General features: G+C 68.8%; 15 protein-coding genes. 6 read left to right on the forward strand and 9 right to left on the reverse strand.

What is annotated here, in order from left to right; translation table 11 throughout:
* Positions 1 to 36: 36 nt before the first annotated feature.
* Positions 37 to 786 carry an ABC transporter permease gene (locus tag BKN51_RS41830; protein WP_101613795.1) on the forward strand — a complete coding sequence of 250 codons (750 nt, stop codon included), beginning with the start codon at positions 37 to 39 and terminating at the stop codon, positions 784 to 786.
* Here the strand turns inward: BKN51_RS41830 and BKN51_RS41835 are convergent.
* From BKN51_RS41835 to BKN51_RS41845, 3 genes are all read right to left on the reverse strand, one after another.
* Positions 770 to 3,934: a BTAD domain-containing putative transcriptional regulator gene (locus BKN51_RS41835; protein WP_101612813.1), complete on the reverse strand. Its 3,165-nt coding sequence runs from the start codon at positions 3,932 to 3,934 to the stop codon at positions 770 to 772. The two genes, BKN51_RS41830 and BKN51_RS41835, sit on opposite strands and share 17 nt — an antisense overlap.
* 95 nt (positions 3,935 to 4,029) lie before the next feature.
* Complete coding sequence (locus tag BKN51_RS41840; RefSeq protein WP_101612814.1) at positions 4,030 to 4,587, reverse strand: YbhB/YbcL family Raf kinase inhibitor-like protein; 558 nt, start codon at positions 4,585 to 4,587, stop codon at positions 4,030 to 4,032.
* A 124-nt stretch (positions 4,588 to 4,711) separates the two neighbouring features.
* Positions 4,712 to 5,467 (reverse strand): NBR1-Ig-like domain-containing protein, encoded by a 756-nt coding sequence (locus BKN51_RS41845; protein WP_233223860.1) that lies wholly within the window; start codon positions 5,465 to 5,467, stop codon positions 4,712 to 4,714.
* A 254-nt stretch (positions 5,468 to 5,721) separates the two neighbouring features.
* Between BKN51_RS41845 and BKN51_RS41850 the strand changes: the two genes are divergently transcribed.
* Positions 5,722 to 6,540, forward strand: coding sequence for a peptidoglycan-binding domain-containing protein (locus BKN51_RS41850; protein WP_101612816.1), 819 nt, complete (start codon positions 5,722 to 5,724; stop codon positions 6,538 to 6,540).
* 52 nt (positions 6,541 to 6,592) lie between these two features.
* On the opposite strand, the gene BKN51_RS41855 is transcribed toward BKN51_RS41850, so the two are convergent.
* From BKN51_RS41855 to BKN51_RS41865, 3 genes are all read right to left on the reverse strand, one after another.
* Positions 6,593 to 8,149 carry an outer membrane protein assembly factor BamB family protein gene (locus BKN51_RS41855; protein WP_101612817.1) on the reverse strand — a complete coding sequence of 519 codons (1,557 nt, stop codon included), beginning with the start codon at positions 8,147 to 8,149 and terminating at the stop codon, positions 6,593 to 6,595.
* Between the two features lie 79 nt (positions 8,150 to 8,228).
* Complete coding sequence (locus BKN51_RS41860; protein WP_233223862.1) at positions 8,229 to 8,378, reverse strand: hypothetical protein; 150 nt, start codon at positions 8,376 to 8,378, stop codon at positions 8,229 to 8,231.
* Positions 8,379 to 8,488: 110 nt separating this feature from the next.
* Entirely contained in the window at positions 8,489 to 9,106 is a 618-nt protein-coding gene (locus BKN51_RS41865) for a TetR/AcrR family transcriptional regulator (RefSeq protein WP_101612819.1), read from the reverse strand.
* Between the two features lie 67 nt (positions 9,107 to 9,173).
* Here BKN51_RS41865 and BKN51_RS41870 point away from each other — a divergent pair, with 67 nt between their 5' ends.
* From BKN51_RS41870 to BKN51_RS41880, 3 genes are all read left to right on the forward strand, one after another.
* Positions 9,174 to 9,815 carry an MSMEG_1061 family FMN-dependent PPOX-type flavoprotein gene (locus BKN51_RS41870; protein ID WP_101612820.1) on the forward strand — a complete coding sequence of 214 codons (642 nt, stop codon included), beginning with the start codon at positions 9,174 to 9,176 and terminating at the stop codon, positions 9,813 to 9,815.
* Between the two features lie 13 nt (positions 9,816 to 9,828).
* Positions 9,829 to 10,734 carry a PDR/VanB family oxidoreductase gene (locus BKN51_RS41875; protein ID WP_101613797.1) on the forward strand — a complete coding sequence of 302 codons (906 nt, stop codon included), beginning with the start codon at positions 9,829 to 9,831 and terminating at the stop codon, positions 10,732 to 10,734.
* 131 nt (positions 10,735 to 10,865) lie between these two features.
* Complete coding sequence (locus tag BKN51_RS41880) at positions 10,866 to 11,162, forward strand: DUF1540 domain-containing protein (RefSeq protein WP_101612821.1); 297 nt, start codon at positions 10,866 to 10,868, stop codon at positions 11,160 to 11,162.
* A gap of 306 nt (positions 11,163 to 11,468) precedes the next feature.
* Here BKN51_RS41880 and BKN51_RS41885 read toward each other — a convergent pair whose 3' ends face one another.
* From BKN51_RS41885 to BKN51_RS41895, 3 genes are all read right to left on the reverse strand, one after another.
* Complete coding sequence (locus BKN51_RS41885) at positions 11,469 to 12,161, reverse strand: FG-GAP repeat domain-containing protein (RefSeq protein WP_101613799.1); 693 nt, start codon at positions 12,159 to 12,161, stop codon at positions 11,469 to 11,471.
* Positions 12,162 to 12,330: 169 nt separating this feature from the next.
* Positions 12,331 to 14,517: an RICIN domain-containing protein gene (locus tag BKN51_RS41890; protein ID WP_101612822.1), complete on the reverse strand. Its 2,187-nt coding sequence runs from the start codon at positions 14,515 to 14,517 to the stop codon at positions 12,331 to 12,333.
* A 157-nt stretch (positions 14,518 to 14,674) separates the two neighbouring features.
* Positions 14,675 to 15,559 carry a helix-turn-helix domain-containing protein gene (locus tag BKN51_RS41895; protein ID WP_101612823.1) on the reverse strand — a complete coding sequence of 295 codons (885 nt, stop codon included), beginning with the start codon at positions 15,557 to 15,559 and terminating at the stop codon, positions 14,675 to 14,677.
* Positions 15,560 to 15,813: 254 nt separating this feature from the next.
* Between BKN51_RS41895 and BKN51_RS41900 the strand changes: the two genes are divergently transcribed.
* On the forward strand, positions 15,814 to 17,166 hold the full coding sequence (locus BKN51_RS41900; protein ID WP_101612824.1) for a hypothetical protein: 1,353 nt from the start codon (positions 15,814 to 15,816) through the stop codon (positions 17,164 to 17,166).
* Positions 17,167 to 17,211 lie beyond the last annotated feature (45 nt).

Genomic DNA, 17,211 nt, shown 5'->3' on the forward strand with positions numbered 1-17,211 from the left:
AGGACCGCGACCACCGAGACCACGACCGCTCACACCATGAGCGCCAAATCGCCTTCGATGGTGATGTTGCGCCGCAACTTCAAACATCTCACCCGCAATCCGACTTCGGTCTTCAACGCGATCCTGATGCCGGTCGTGATGATGCTGATGTTCGTGTACGTGTTCGGAGACGCGTTCAGCGTCGGCGTCGACTACATCGACTACGCGACGCCGGGCTTGATGCTGCTGGCCGTCTGCTACGGCCTCGGCGCCACGGCGACGGCGGTGAACTCCGACATGACGAAGGGCATCATCAACCGCTTCAAGGTCATGGACGTCTCTCGCGGCGCGGTGCTGACCGGACACGTCATCGCCAGCGTGCTGACCAACCTGGTCGCCATCGCGGCGCTCACCGGGGTGGCCTTCCTGCTGGGTTTCTCCCCGGCGGCGGGTTTCCTCGAGTGGCTCGGCGTGGTCGGGATCGTCGTGCTGCTCGGTTTCGCGGCGGGCTGGCTCACGGTCGCGCTGGGCTTGGCGGCGAAGTCCCCGGAAACCGCGGGGATGGCCTCCGTACCGCTGATCATGCTGCCGTTCTTCAGCAGCGCGATCGTGCCCGCCGAGAAGATGGGGCCCGGGCTCCGGGAGTTCGCGCAGTACCAGCCCTTCACCCCGATCATCGAGACCCTGCGCGGCCTGCTCAACGGCGCGCCGGCGGCGGGCGACGTGATCCCCGCCCTCGGCTGGTGCGCCGGGATCGCGCTCGCCGGCTACCTGTGGGCGTCCTCGACGTTCAAGAAGCGAGCGTGACCTCGACCAAGTGCTTCCAGTCCGTCCGGCTGCCCTCCTGCGCCGCCTCCGCGAACTTCGCTTCGCCGAGGCGGCGCAGCACTGTGCCCTCGATCCTCGTCACGTCCGGGTGGGAGCGATCCGGCAGCCCGCGCAGCTCGTCGGCCGCCCCGAGCAGCCGCGCGGCCTGCTCGGGCTCGTCGCGGCGCAGAGCGAGGTCCGCGACGCCGACGAGCATGTGGGCGATCAGGGGCACGTGCCGTACCTCGGCCGCCGCCTGGCAGGCCGACTCCCGGTGCGCGCGGACTTCCTCGAGATCGTCGGAGAGATACCCCAGCAGGTCGTGGGTGATGGCGCGGACGTGCCCGAGGCCCGCTTCCTCGCCCATCACACTCGTCGCGAGGGTGAGCTGCTGCTTGGCTTCCTCGGTTTCCCCGCGCCAGTAGGCGAGTTCCGCCCGGGACAGGGCCAGCATGCCCAGCGCCCCCGGCCAAGTGACCCGTTCGGCGTACCGCTCCGCCTCGGCCGCGGCGGCCGCGCCGGCGTCCGCGTCGCCCAGCAGCCAGAACAGCTGCGCCTGGCGTGACCGCAACCGGATGAGATCCTCGACGGAACCGACCTCGGCTACGACCGTGACCGCCTGCTCGTAGTACTCGCACGCGGTGGCGAATTCGCCGCGCGTGGCGAGCCGGTCCGCCAGTTCGGTCAGGGCGAACGAGATCCCGAACCGTTCGCCGATGGCGCGGAACTCGGCGAGCGCACGCTCGAGATACGTTTCCGCGTCCGGTCCGGGGTGGCCGAGCGTGATCCGCATCTTGCCGAGGTGCAGCCTGCCCAGCGCGCGGACCCAGGCGTTTTCGTCCTCCAGCACCGGTTCCCAGGCGGACAACGTCTCATCGCCCCGCAGCATGCGTTCCAGCGGGACGATGAGACCCAGCAGCGGGTGATTCGCTTCGGTGGTCCGGCTGAGCCGGTACGACTCGTGGATCCATTTCGCCGCGGTGTGTTCGTCGGCGAAACCGGAGCTCACGAACAGCGAGACGAGTCCGTACACCACGGCCCCGACCCCGTCGGGTACCTCGCCGGGCGTTTCGACGGCTGCACTGACCAGCTCCATGCCTTCCGCCCGGTGCCCGCTGAGCCACCAGTACCAGCCGCAGGCCGCCGCGAGCCGCATCGCCGACGGTGCGTCACCCGCCGCGAGCGCGCCGCGCATCGCGGAACTGATGTTGTCGTGCTCGGCGTTGAGCTTGGCGAGCCATTCCAGCTGCTCGGTACGGCGGAGCATCGGCTCGGCGGCCTCGGCGAGCTCGGTGAAGTAGGCGAGATGCGCCTCGCGCGCCAGCGCCGTTTCGCCCGCTTCGGCGAGCCGGTGTTCGGCGTATTCCTTGATCGTGCCGAGCATCCGATAGCGCGGCGCTTCGTCGCCCGCGGCGACGAGCAGCGACTTTTCGGTCAGCGCGGTGAGCAATTCGAGCACCTCGTACTGCTCGACGGCCTCGCTCACGCAGACCCGCTCGGCCGCTTCCAGGCTCACCCCGCCCGAGAACACCGAGAGCCGGGACAGGACCGTCCGTTCGGCTTCGGTCAGCAGCTCCCAGCTCCAGTCGACCATGGCGCGCAACGTCCGGTGCCGGGGCAACGCGGTGCGGCTGCCGCCGGTCAGCAGGCGGAAGCGGTCGTCGAGCCGGTTGGCGAGCTGGTCGATGGACATCGTGCGCAGTCTCGCCGCGGCCAGTTCGATCGCGAGCGGCATCCCGTCGAGCACCCGGCACACCCGGGCCATCGTGGCCAACGTGGTCTCGTCGACCACGAGATCCTTGCGCACCGCGCCCGCCCGGTCCCGCAGCAGCTTGACGGCGGGGGAGGATTCGATCTCGCCGGGACCGGCGTGCCGGTCCGGTACGCCCAGTGGCACGACGGGCCACAACGCCTCGCCGGTGATGCCGAGCGGTTCCCGGCTGGTCGCCAGGATCCGCAGCCGGCGGCATTCCCCGAGCACCCGGTGCGCGAAGGCCGCCGCCGACTCGATCACGTGCTCGCAGTTGTCGAGGATCAGCAGTACTTCCCGCTCGCGGATCGCGGCGATGACCCGTTCGATGGGTTCGGCGTTCGGCGAGTCGCCGAGCAGCGCGTCCCGCAGCCCGAGCCCGGCGAGCGTCGCCTGGGCGATGTTCTTCCCACCCCCCTGCCCTTCGGGCCCGCCCCCCTGATCTCCGTCGACGCCGATGGCCGCGAGTTCCACCAGCCAGGCCCCGTCCGGCAGATCGCCGAGCAGGGTTCGCGCGGTTTCCGTGGCCAGCCTGGTCTTTCCCGAACCACCGGGCCCGATCAAAGTGGTGAGCCGGTGTTCGGTGACGAGTTCGCGGACCGTGGCGACATCGGCGTCCTTGCCGACGAAACTGGTCAGCTCGGCGCGCACGTTGGTCTTGCGGTTCTCCTCGCGCCGTCCCAGCTCGCCCCGCAGCAACGCGACGTGCACCGCGGACAGCTCCGGCGAAGGGTCGACGCCCAGCGCGTCGGCCAGGGCTTCCCTGGTGCGCTGGTACACGAGCAGCGCTTCGGTGTCGCGCCCCGTCGCCGCGAGAGCCCGCATCAGCGCGGCGACGAGCCGTTCGCGCAGGGGATGCGCGGCCGCCAGGTCGGTCAGTTCGGTGACCAGTTTCGCGCCGTGGCCGAGGTCGATCTCCGCGTCGAACCGGTCTTCCAACGCCGTCAGGCGCAGCCCGTCGAGCCGGGTGACCGCCGCGTCGAACGCCTCGCTGTCTTGCAAACCGACGTCCTGCATGGCCGCGCCGCGCCACAGGGCGAGGGCTTCGCGCAGCCGTTTCGGTTCTTCGTCGCCCCGAGCCCGGCCGACGAGGCGTTCGAACCGCACGGCGTCGACGGCGTCGGGCGCCACCTTCAGCCGATAGCCGTCCGTCTGTCCCTCGACGGCTCCTTCCGGCAGTACCTTTCGCAGACGGGAAACCAAGCGCTGCAAGGCATTCGTCGCGTCGGCGGGCGGCCGTTCGCCCCAGATCCAGTCGACGAGCGTCGCTTTCGGGACCACGCGGCCCGGTTCGAGCGCGAGGGCGATCAGCAGCCCGCGCAGCCGGGCGCCCGGCACGTCGGCGAGGACGCCTTCATCCGTGCGAACCTCGAAAGGGCCGAGCATCCCGATCTGCATTGGGCCGATTTTGCCACGGGTGATCAGCCCGCCTCCGGCCGCGGACTCGGGACTGATCAAGGGATGGCTCTGGGTATGCCGCCGATGTCACCGAGCTACGACTCGCCGCTGATCCTCGCCGTGCCGAGCGAGGCCGCGGTGATCGCCCTGGCGGCGGTCTGCGTCGACGAACTGGAAGTCAGGCTGGTCAGCGAAGCCCGGTCGAGCGCGTGCACGACGAACTCGTAGGTGTTCACCGTCGAGGGCGAGCACGGTCCCTGATAGCCGTAGAGGCTGGCGCTTCCGCGGTAGTAGATCTGCCGGGCGCCCGCGGGCACCGAAGGCCGGTACGCGTGCTCGACGTTCTGGGGGAGCGAGGTCGCGGTCACCGGGATGTCGTAGATGACCCAGTGGATGAGGTTGGCGTTGTCGAGGTCGCGCATGACGATCGCGTAGCTCTTGGCCGCCGCGGGAGCGCCCGACCAGGCCAACGGGGGCGACTCGTTCCTCTTGGCGGGATCCTGCCCGCCGCCGCTGGTGCACTCGTGGACTTTCGGCATGACGCCGCCGTTGGCGAAAGCGGTACTGGACAAGGTGAACGCGTTTTGTCCCGCCGACGCCGCCGTGGCGGGCGCGAGGCCGGTGGCGCCGAGGACGACCAAGGCGCAGAACACGATTCTCGTTGTTCTCACTGGAGACTCCCGAGGCATTTGGGTTCCGGTGCGCAGAATTCAGCGTAGGCAGCCCGGAATGCGGCGGCTAGCGCACTTTCCCGGTCGAACGAGGTGTTTTCGGCGCTCAAGCGCGGACGAGGACGGAGAAGTAGATCGGCTTGTTGGCGGGGAACAGTTCCCGGTCCTGTTCGTCGACCATCTTCCAGAAGATCTTGCAGTCGACCGGGGCGGTCGCCGGAGTGCTCACGGTGACCGTCACCTGCACGTGCCCCTGCGGCGCGGTGTCGTTGACCGGGATCCGCTCCGGGGTGCGGCAGGTGCCCGGCGCGACCGGGAGGTCGGTGCGGCGCAGGTACCGCTTCCGCCATTCGACCGTGCCGGTGTTCTTGATCTCCCAGACCTTCACGAACTGCGTGCCCGGCTTGACCGCGGTGTCGTCGGGGATCGTCACGTCGGTGATGAAGCCGGCCGAGTCACCGGGATGGGGTGGCCGCGAGTCCTGCTCACCCGGCAGCAGGATGACGACGACGGCGGCGATCGCGGCGACGAGGACGAGGGCCAGCGGCGCTAGGACGCGTTTGGACCGCCATCTCGGCGCGGCGGGCGCGGGGGCCGGTTCGCGGCCGGTGGACAACACGAGCTGGACACCTTGCCAGCGGGCGTGCCATTCCTCTTCGTCACCGTCGCAGGCGCGGACGAACTCGCGGACGGTCTCCCACGGCTGCAGCCGCCTGCCGGTGACGGTGAGGTGCAGGGTCGCGTGGGACACGGCGCCCGACTTCGCGGCCATCTTCCGGAACGACGGCTCGCCTGCCCGCGTCCGCAGCTTCCGCAGCTCGGCCATGAACGCTTCCAGCTCCGGTGTCCGTTCTCCCGGCACGCTCCCCCTCGCGATCGTGTCAGACGTGACAATAATTTTCGTCACTCTGCGCGGCCGGGTAACTATATCGCGAACTCCGCCCCGATCGCCGCGCCGACCAGCGGGATCAGCCGGGCCGTCACCCTGTCAAACGCTGTCAACCTGCGGTTTTTGACGTCAGACGATCCGTACAGGTGGTTCCGGACGCCCCCTCCGGCAGGCCAGTGTCGAACACGAGCTGTTCACAAGGAGCAGCACCGAGTGAAGGAGCAGTCATGCGCAAGGTGGCAACCGCCGCGATGTTCACCGCTCTGGCCGGAGCCGCGTTCGGGATGACGGCGGGACAGGCCGCGGTGGCGGCGCCGTCGGTCAACATGGAGGCCGTCGTCAAGGCGGCCATGTGGGATCCCTACAAGGCCGACCAGGCGATCACGCCGGGTTCCGGCCCGAGCGTCAAGGTCGTCGAGGAGGCGCTGGCGGCGAAGAACCTGCTCGACAAGAAGCAGGTCGACGGGCACTTCGGCACCTCGACGGTGAAGGCGTACGCGAAGTACCAGAAGTCGCTGGGGCACAGCGGCCTGGCCGCCAGCGGTCTGCCCGGCAAGGGCTCGCTGGCCGAACTGGGCAAGGGCCGCTACACGGTGACCGCGCCGTTCGGCGTCGGGGCGAAGACCAGCCTGGACGGCAAGACGGTGAACAAGCGCACCGCCGACATGATCGCGGCCGCGGAGAAGAAGGCCGGGGTCAAATTCACCGTCACCCAGGGCTCGTACAACGCCGGCGGTGTCGGCGCCTCGGGCGGGACGCACGACGGCGGTGGCGCGGTCGACATTTCGGTGAACAACATCTCCAACAAGACCGCCGCCGTGAAGGCGCTGCGTGAGGTCGGGTTCGCCGCGTGGCACCGCACCCCGAGCCAGGGCAACTGGGCGGAGCACATCCACGGCATCGCGATCAGCGACACGGACATGTCGCCGCAGGCGCAGGCGCAGGCCGGCGACTACTTCAAGGGCCTCAACGGCCTGGCGAGCCACGCCAAGGACGACGGCCCCCAGGTGAAGAAGGTGACCTGGGAAGAGTTCAAGCGCGGATGACCTCGCGGTCGGTTCGAGCACGTGAAGGCCCCCTTCCTCGCGAAGGGGGCCTTCACCCCGTCGCGGGGAAGCCGAGCACCGGGGCGTCACCGCCGCGCGCCGCGACGAGGGCGCCGGGTGCCGGGACGAGCGCGTGTCGTGCCCTGCTCGACAGCAGGCCGATGGTCGTGTCGTCGGGGGACGGCCAGTCGACGGGGAGGCTCGACGCCGTCGAACCGTCGAGTTCCTGGCGGTGCACCACCAGCTTGCCGCCGGGGTCGGCGCACAGGCGCAGGTACGCCGTCGGGGTGGTGGCGTGCGCCCGCCGGTCCGGGCAGGCGGCGAGATCGACGGCCACCCCGCCGTCCAGCGTGGCCGCGGTGATCTTCCCGTTCTCGTCGCGTTCCGAGACGGCCACCGGGCCGAGCGTGACCCGCTTCGGCGCCCTGGGGTCCATTGTGGACACGATGGTGCCGGTGGCGGCGTCGAGCACGACGTCGGTGTTGTCGCCGGTGGCCAGGCCGGAGTACCGCAGGGCCAGGGAAACGGTGCCGCCACCGGGGGCGGCGTGCAGGTAGTAGTCGGCCTTCTCGTCGGACGGCCGTGTCACCGGCAGCCGGTGCTCCCAGCGCGGTGTGCCGGTCCGTTCGTCCAGGCCGAGCACGCTGAGCCGGTCTTGGCACAGCAGCGGCGCCAGCACCACGTCACGGCCGCTCGCGGGCAACGCGAACGGCGAGACGCAGCCCGCGGGCGCCTGCCACGACCACCGGGTGTTCCCGCCGCGCAGGTCGAGCGCGTCGACACGGAAGTTGCCGTCCCCCAGGTGCGCGAGTGACGGCAGCACGGCGGAGGTCGGTGCGAGCAGGTCCGCGCCGTGCACGTCCTCGATCAGCTTCTCCTGGAGCGGAACGCCCGTGAACGCGTCGAGAACGGTCAGGTGGTGGCGGTCCGTGCCGCCGTCGCCGGGGGCGTAGACGGCCAGCAGCAGAAGCCTGTCCGGCGTGGGGACGAGCGCGCGGACGTGGGCACCGGGACGGGCGTAGGTCCAGCGCACCGCGCCGGTCGGCCCGTCGAGCGCGGTGACCTCGCCGCCCGAGCCGGCGACCGCGACCCCGGCGCCCGCCGCGACCACGTCCAGCACCTTGGCGGGCGATGTCCACTTCCACGGTGACGTCGCCACCTTGTCGGCGAGCGCGGGCGCCGCGACGGCCGTCGCCGTCGTCGACCGCACCGCCAGTGCGGGGACGACCGTCACCGCGGTCACCGTTCCCGCCGCGAGCACCACCGCCAGCGGGATCGCGAGCCACCACCGGGCAGGCCGGGGGAGTGCGACCGCCACCAGCGAGACGACGGCGGCGACCACGAGCACCGCCGTCGAACTTCCCGGTGTGCCGCTGCCGAGATCGGTGCTCAGGCAGTAGATCGCCCAGCCCGTGGCGCCCGCGGCGCAAACCAGCGCGGAGATCTTCGTCCCGCGGGACTTTCCGAATGCCAGCAACGCCGCCAGTACCAGCGCCGCCGCGACCAGCGTCACTTCGAGATCCGGCCGGTCCGGGCGGACCGCGTCACCGGAAAGGAAGACCGCCAGCACCGCGCAGCCCGCGGCGAGCGCCGCGACCACCGCCCCCATGTCTTTCGCCCCTCAGCCGCCTGCCCCTACCGGTGCATCGTCACCCGGCCGGATCCGGTGCGGGACCGTGGAAATGACGTCATGACCCGGCGTTCGTGCGACGCCGGGTGCGCACGACGCCGATCCACAGCAGAACGGAGACGACGGCACTCGGCACCGCCGTCAGATAGACCGGCCAGGCACGGAACCCTGACACCCACAGCATCGCGGCCAAGCCGACGGTGATCAACGTCCAAGCCAGCGCGAGAGTGTCACCTCTCCGTTTCCAACGTGCGATGTGTCCGCGTACCGGGGTCATGCTGGTGGGTACCCGCTTTTCGCCTGGTCAACCCCCGAAAATCAGGTGCGGAGGTAACCGGTGATCATCGCCACGAGTTCGTTCTCGAGCCGGGTGGTGTCGATGGAGCCGGGCGCGGCGACGAGCTGATGCACGGTCAGTTCCACAGTGGACGCGACGAGCCTCGCCGCCGTGTCCTTGTCCCGCACGCGGACTTCGGGGTGGCCGTCGAACAGTTCGCGCAGGTCACCGATCATCTCCCATTCCAGCCCGGTGACCCGCTCCAGCACTTCGCTGGAGCGGGGTGCCTGCTCGATCATGATCCGCAGCAGTTGCGGATCGTCGAGATGGTTGTCGATCACCGTGCGCACGAACTCCCTGATGATGGTCTCGAGTGGCTCCTTTGCTTCCTTGTGCCGTCGGAGCGTCGCGCTGGCCTGGTCTCCGTCGAGGTGACGGGTCAGCAACTCGGCCAGGATCGCGTCCTTGTTCGGGTAGTACTGGTACAGCGAGCCGATCGAGATCCGCGCCCGTTCGGCGATCCGGTTCGTCGTCCCCGCGGCGTAGCCGAACTCGGCGAAAATGTGAGCAGCGGCGGTGAGGATGCGCTGCCTGGTCAGCTCGGCCCGGACCTGGCGCGGCTGTTTACGTGGCTTGATCCGTCGTTGCTCCGACGTCATGGCACTCCCCGTGAAGCGGCCTGAAAGCGAGTAGCGAACAGACTGAACAATTGCTCATAATTGTGCCATGAGCAGCAGTGATCTCGTGAACGAGACGCGTCCGCGCCGGATCTCCTACGAGGAGGTGCGTGCCAGGCTCGGGGAACCCGAGGCCATGATCAAGGCCAAGGTCCACAACCGCGTCGACCGGCACGGCCACCGGTTCATCGCCCATTCCCCGCTCGTCGCGATGGCCACCGCGGACGCGACGGGCCTGCCCGACTGCTCACCTCGCGGCGACTACCCGGGCTTCGTCAAGGTGCTCGACGAGCACACCCTGGCGATCCCCGACCGGCCGGGCAACAAGCTCGCCGACTCCTTCCGCAATCTCGCCGAGAACGACGGGATCGGCTTGATGTTCGTGATCCCCGGCATGCGGGAAGTGTTCCGGGTCAACGGGCGCGGGTATCCCACCGACGAACCGGACGTGCTCGCCCGGATGCGGACCGAGGGCAAACCGGCGGAACTGGCGATCATCGTGGAGGTCGAAGAGGCCTTCTTCCACTGCGGACGCGCGCTGGTCCGATCCCGGATCTGGGATCCCGCGAGCCAGGCGCTCGCCGAAGAACTGCCGGGCGCCGGCGCGATCGCCGTCGAGCAGATGGGGCTCGACCTCGATCCGGCGGTACTGGAGAACATGCTCGAAGCCAGCTACCGGCAGTTGTACTGAGGTGATCTCGTTGATGCAGCGGACGATTCTCGATCACGTGGAGCCGGTCGCCGAAGGCACCGTCTCCCTGGTCCTGCGCGGTGCCGAGGGCCCGCTGGCCCCCTGGGAACCGGGGGCGCACGTCGATCTGGCGTTGCCGAACTGGCTGACCAGGCAGTATTCGCTGTGCGGGGACCCGGCCGATCGGGGCCGCTACCGGGTCGCCGTCCGGTACGACCGGCTCAGCCGGGGCGGTTCGGAGTACATCCACCTGTTCCTGCGCGCGGGCCGTCCCCTTGAGGTTTCGGTGCCGCGCAACAACTTCCCCCTGCTGCCCGCGCCGGAATACCTGTTCGTCGCCGGTGGTATCGGCATCACGCCCCTGATGCCGATGCTGGCCGCGGCGGTCGAGGCGGGCGCCGCGGCCACGCTGGTGTACGTCGGCAGGTCGATGGCCACCATGCCGTTCGCCGCCGACCTCCGGGCCGCCTACGGAGACCGGGTGCGCGTCCACGCCACCGACGAGCACGGCAGGCCCGATTTCGCCGCACTGGCGGCCGGACTCGGCCCGCGAGCGCTGGTTTACTGCTGTGGCCCCGCGTCCATGCTCGACGCGGCCGAGGCGGCGTTTCCCGCGCGAGGACTGCACCTCGAACGCTTCCAGCCGGTGGTCAAGGAGTTCGCGCCGAACGAGCCGTTCGAAGTGCGCTGTGTCCGATCAGGACGGACGGTGCCGGTCGCGGCGGAAGAGTCCCTGCTGGACGCGTTGAACCATGCGGGTTATCCGATACCGTCCGGTTGCCGCGAAGGGGTTTGCGGTAGCTGTGAGATCTCCGTTGTCGGTGGTGAGCCGGAGCATCGCGACGACATCGGGGCGGCGCCGGGGCGGATGTTCTGTTGCGTCTCGCGCGCTTCGTCCCGGCTCGACCTCGACCTCTGACCTTGGAAACACCCCGGGCGGCCCGGTAGCTTCCCCGGGTGGTCATTCCCGTCTCGAATTGCCGGTGGCACGAGGCGGTGTAACCCTGGTCATACCGAACGACACCACCACCACGAAGCACAGGAGTCGTTATGACCACCACCGAAATGCCCGCTGTCCACGAATGCACGGTCAGCGGATGTTCTTACAACCACGACGGTTGTCACGCTTTCGCCATCACGGTGGGCGGAGGCAATGGGTCCGCCGATTGCGGAACGTTCGTCCCGCTCAACACCAAGGGTGGCCTCGATCGGGTGACCGCACAGGTCGGTGCCTGCTCCCGGTCCGATTGCCGTCACAATTCCTCGCTGGAATGTACCGCTTCGAGTGTTCGCGTCGGACCCGGTCAGGGCGACCACGCCGCGAACTGCCTGACCTACGCGCCGTAGCTCGCGTACTCGTGAGTGGTCATCGTCGAGGCGGGGGTCCCGTTCTCAGAGCTTGATCAACGGAGGATCGGGGACACTCAACGTCCCCGATCCTCCGTCGATCAAGACCGTGTCACCCCGCAACCTCGCGGACGGCAGCCGAGTGGGGAAGATTTGGGACGTTGAACGTCTCAAATCCTCCCCACTCGCCCACATCGGCATCCAGAACAAGCTCTACAAGCCACCGAGATGACATAAGTATCCAGTGGGTAAGCAAATACAGGTCCACCAGAACCGTCCTTACCACTCACGAGCATTTGACCTAGGTCAGCTGCCGGTCTGGCCGCAGGTGGCGGCGTCGGTGCCGAGGATCGGGTCGGTCACCGGGCGCTTGCTGATGGTCTGGGTGTTCTGGGTGGTCAGCGCGCCGTCGCGCAGGGTGTAGGTGGTGCGGGTGCCGCTGTAGGTGAGCGGTTCGGCGCTGACGTCGTCGGCTTCGGCCGCGACGACCTCGAAGGTGCGGCCACCACCGGTCAGCGGGGTGCACTGGTAGCCGAGGTGGGCGGCGACGCCACCGCCTTCGGCGACCGACAGCGGCTTGCTGTCGTTGTCGACGACCTGGCTGAGGTTGCGGCCGTCGTAGTGCAGCGCGGTGAAGAACGTGGTGTTCGCCCCGACGGACTGGGTGACGATGAGCTCGGCGCGGCCGTCGCCGTTGAGGTCGGTGACGCGCGGCGCCTCGAGCGGTACGGAGCCGTCCGCGGGCAGGTGGATCGAGGTGAACGCCCCGTTCACGGTGGCGGAGATGACCTGGTCGGTGGCGCTGGTCAGCTGCGCGGTGACGGTCTCGATCTCGCCGTCGCCGTCCAGATCGGCCACGGTGGTGACCGGGTCGTTGGCCGGGGCGGCGGCCAGCGGGTTGCCGAGCGGGTGCGCCAGCGCCGGGGCGATGGCGGCGAGGCCCAGGGCCGCGGCGATGCCGGTGATGGTGGCGGTGCGGATGATGCCGGTGTGGTTCATGATCTCTCCCTCCACGCGATCGGTGATCTTTTCACCGAAAGTGTTCTCGTAAGGGGAGACGGTCACGGGGCCGGGAAGTGCAGTGAGAGTGTGATGTGCCACACAAGCGCAACCCGCCGCGAAACGCCGTGTGGCCCACCCCGGGAAGGGGCGGGCCACAGGACATGGCCTAGCTGATCGCCCACAGTTGGAGCGCGGAGCCGGTGTCGGCCCGTTGGGTGACGGCCGCACCGTCCGAAGTGGACGCCGTGGTCAGCAGCAGACCCGACCGGACGCTGCTGAGCTTGTAGCTCCCACCAGGCTGTTTCGCCGCGGTCCAGCGCTGGTTGGGGCCGCCGGTGCACGTCCATTGGATGACGCGCGCGCCCGCGGTGGCGGCTCCGCCTTCGACGTCGGCGCACAGTTTCGAATGCGTGTTCGTCAGCGTGTAGGAACCGTCGGACTGCCTGGTGAACAGCCATTTCTGGTTGGCGCCGTTGTTCGGCGCCCAGGTGACCAGGGGCGTCCCGGTGGCCGTGGACGAGTCCGGGTCGTCGAGATTCTTTCCTGACGCGGCCAGGGTGCGGACCCCGTCGAGCGTGCTGGTGCCCGCGCCGGCGTCGGTGAACTTCAGCGTCTGCTCGGCCGCGGTCCGGCCACCGCCGACGGCGCTTCCGGTGGTGTCGGTCCAGGACCGGAGCGGAGTGGTCTCCGCCAGGCGTGACGTCTTGCCGGAAAGGCCGAGCACGAGCCCGCTGTAGCGGTTCACCAGCCGGAAGGTCCCGGCGACCGTGGTGGACGGGATGACGAACCACTGCTGTCCGACCGTCGAGGAGGAGGTGACGGTGGGTTTCGCGCCCCAGGCCCGGCCTGCCTGCACGGCGTCGACGCCGAGGAACTGGCCGGTCGCGGCGTTGACGACGCGGTACGAGCCGTCGCCGTCGGCGGAGAACTGCCACGCCTCGCGGTCGGAGCCGGTCGTGCCCGCGACCGACGTCGTCGCGCTTCCGGTTCCCTGCGCGAGAACGCGGCCGTCGCCGAGGCCGACGCGGTACTTGCGGGAAGTGTCCACAGGGGACGGCGCGGGAGCGGAGGACGTGATGGTCTGGGTGGTGTACTCGCCGCCCGCGTTGCCGGAACACGCCACCGCGCAGTACGACCGGAACTGCTTGCCGATGATGGTGGAGTTCGTCTTGTTCGCCGCGTCGACGAACCAGCGGTACCAGGACTGGTTGGTGTAGCTCCCGGTGTCGCCGATCAGCCGCCATTTCTGCGTCGTCAGATCGTCGGTCACGTAGTACCGCTGCGGGACGACGCTGTCGACGGCCTCCGGCGCGCCGATGTAGAGCCCGAGGTGTGCGTTGTAGGCGATGTTCATGATGAACAGATCCGATTTGCGCGGCAGCTGTCCCGCGGCGATCTGCTGGCTGACGTTGCCGGTGTTGGCCGGGTCGTAGTCGTCCGCGACGGGCGTGTAGCCCTTGTCGCCCGCCGAAGAGACGGGAACCATGTTGCTTTCGCGGCCGCCGACGCCGGGCTGGGTCCAGCCGCCGTCGAACCACTTCTGCCACGAACCGGACGACATCTTGCCCGAGATCGGCGCGCGGGCGACGTGCGCCAGTCCGGTCATCGGGCCGCCGGCGCCCGCCTTCGGCACGATGCGCGAGCCGTAGTAGACATAGAAGTACCCGGACGCGGTGTCGACGAACAGGCGCGGATCGCCGTCGCCGTAATCGAACGTCTGGTGGGGGAAGGCCGACGTGTCACCGCGTTTGGTGCTGTAGGGCGAGGTGATCGCGTGGTCCTTGATGGCCCAGGTCTTGCCCTGGTCCTTCGACACGGCCCAGTCGATCGCGTCGTAGTGGGAGAACGAGTACGCGCCGAACGGCTCGGGGGTGAACTCGTTGTGGATCAGGCCGTACCAGTCACCGGTGTCCGGATCGACCCAGGTGCCGACGAGGTCGCAGAAGTTGCGCTGCGAGTAACCCGACCCGGCGGGCGGGTCGGTGGATTCCTTGCCGGTGGGGCTGTTGTTGCAGCGCCAGGTCGTGTCGTCGTTGCGGTCGGCGGGGTTCGCCGGATTCACCGCGTCGCTGATCGGGTTCTTGGTGAAGCTGTCGAAATCGCGCCCGCTGAAGAACTCCCACTCGCGCGGCTGGTCCGCGCCGTAGAGCGCGGCCGCCTGCTGGAAGTAGAACGTGCCGTCCTTGTCGACGTAGGTACTCGCCGGGGTGTCGGTGGTCGGGCTGAACGACTTCTTGGCGTCGACCGTGATGGTGTACGTCGCGTCCGGCGGCGCGGCGTCGGACGACACCGGTACCACCATGGTCGCCGCCACGGCCAAGGCCGTGGCGCCGAGAAGAGGCAGGGTCCGCATGACTCTCTCCCAAGGGTGACCCGCACCACAGTTGGCGGGGCGGTCGCCGATGTTATGAACGTTATTGCGCGTAAGTCAACGCTTTCACTCAACTTCAAGCGTCGGTCATGCACATATTGCGCGGAAAGTCCAAGCGGTGCCGAGCGGAAGTCCAAGGTCAGTCGTCCGGCACCAGCGGCGGGTCGTCGGGGGAGGGGATCTGCGAACTCCAGCCACCGGGGACGGCCTGGACGCGTGACTCGCGGAACCGCCCGGGGGAGACACCGACCCGGCGGGTGAAGAGGCGGGTGAAGTAGGCGGCGTCCTCGTAGCCGATCGCCTGCGCCACTCCTTGAATCGGCAACCGTGTGGTGGCCAGGAGTTCCTTCGCGCGGTTGAGGCGGAGCGTCAGCAAGTGATCCTTCAGCCCCGACTCGGTGCTCCGGCGCACGGCCGCGCGCAGTTCGGGCAGTGTCATGCCGCGGCGGGCCGCGATCTCGGCGACGCTGATCGGCAACAGGGCGTCGCGCGCAAGCGCCTCCAGCAGGGAGCCGCCGCTGGGCGTGCGGTCGGCGCGGGCCCGCCGCAGTGCCACCAGCAGGTGGTGCACGGCCGCCGAGGCGTCGACCTGGGCCAGCGGACTGCCGCCTCGCGCGCAGCGCACGATCCGGCTCACGACGTCGCGGACGACCTCGACATCGCCCAGTGGCACCACCGGCGCGTCGGGGGTGACGTAGCCGAGTTCCACGTACGCGTCCACGGCGCTGCCGTCGAAGTCGACGAAACACTCTTCCCAGCCTTGCGCGGGATCGGGCGCGTAATGGTGCCCGACCCCGGGAACGAGCCACAGCAGGGCGGGCGCGACGACCTCCTGCCGTTCGCCGCCCGCCACGGCGAACCAGCCGCGGCCCTTGGACACCACGACGGCCACGTAGTGGTCGAGCACGCGCGGTCCCACGGCGGGCAGGACGCCGTGCTGCAGTCCGACGCCGAGGCACACCAGGCCCAGCCGTCGGTGCACGGCGGACGGTGTGAAGTACCGCATCCAGGTCCGGTAACCCATCCCCGCATCTTCGCGCACCGTGCGAACGCGAACACGGTGAGGGATTGAAGTGAGAGACGGACGGCTCGGATAAGCGAAACATTTTCGAGCGCGCGGGTGATCCGAAAAAGGGGATTTCGCTCGCGGGGGCCACTGATCACGGCGAAATCCATCGCCGCGCTCCGGCGCCTGCGGGACCTCGGGAATTTCAGGTATACGTGGAAGGGACAGCGCCGCCGGGGAGGACGGCATGGCGCGTCAGGCAAGGGGGATTCATGTTCGACGCACGTATTGTCGCCGATCAAGTCAGTCCGGCGGCCAAGCCGAAGATCAGGGTTCTGTTCTACACGGATCTCATCGGTTTCAGCGGTAACGGCGGCTTCTCGCTGGGCATTCTTCGTGATCTGATCTTGGCGAACCAGCCGTTCTTCGCGCAGTTCCAGATCGATCTGATCAATCGGCACGAGGGCGGCCACGCCGCCAAAAAACTCACTTCCGCGGTACTCGGCGGATATGAGCAGGTGTGGTTCTTCGGTCTGCTGCAGAGCAATATGCCGGGAGAACCGGAGAACGAGCTCGTGGACGCGGAGGTCGCGGCGCTGCGCACCTGGATGGACGCCGGCGGTGGCGTGCTGATCACCGGTGACCACTCCAACCCGCGTCCGCCGGGAGCGGATCCGTCGCTGCCCGACTACCTGAACCTGGGGCGGGCGCTGGGGCACCGGGTCCCGCGGGCGGGTGAGCTGCGGGTGTGGAACGACCGGCCGGATTCGAGCATCGAGTTCAGCCACAACACCCACCAGCCCGACCCTTGGGGCAGTGACATCAACAACCCGATCCCGAACGACCTCGACCCGTACCCGCAGGAGCTGATCCTGCGGAAGCGGCTCGGCAGGCCGCATCCGTTGTTCCAGGGCAGGCGCGGTCCGATCACCATCTTCCCGGACCACATGCACGAGGGGCAGTTGCTCATTCCCGAGCGGTTGCCGGTGGAGGTGTGGCCGACGGGTCGCGGTGGGCAGCCGAAACCCGAGATCGTCGCGCACGGCACCGACAAGCGCAACGGCCAGGTCTACGGAGTGTCCAGTGTGTACGACGGCGCGGCGGCAGGCGTCGGGCGGATCGTCGCGGACGCCACGTGGCACCACTACTTCGACCTCAATCTGTGGGGATTCGAAAAGGACGGTGAGGTGCTCGACAAGCTCACCGAGTTCTACGTGAACCTCACGCTGTGGCTGACGCCGAAGCCGGTCAAGCTGGAGGTGAACGCCGAGCTGCTGTACTGGCTTTCGCGGAGCTTGAGCGTTCGCGCGGTGTTGCCGGAGGGCTTCCGGGTGCCGGGGATCACCGCGGCGGGCCTGGTCCGCGAGGTCGCCGGACAGGGTGTGCTGGACGACCTCGTCTGGCCGCTGGAAGGTACGCCGTCGGTGCCGGAGGAATTGTTGCTGGGCGCCGTGGTCAAGGAGTCCGTCGCCGCATTGGGCGATGGGGACTTCGAAGCGTTCGACACCGCCGGTGTCGTCGAACGGGGTCTGCGGGCGGGGGCCGAGGAGTACGCCGCCGAGTTGCGAACAGCGCTCGGCGACGTCGAAGGCCTGAGCGAATTCATTTCGCAGGGCATTCGCTGACCTGAGTGGGGGCTCGTGAGTGGTAAGGACGGTTCTAACCGTCCT

Origin of the sequence: Amycolatopsis sp. BJA-103, assembly GCF_002849735.1 — a bacterium.
Classification (GTDB): Bacteria; Actinomycetota; Actinomycetes; order Mycobacteriales; family Pseudonocardiaceae; genus Amycolatopsis.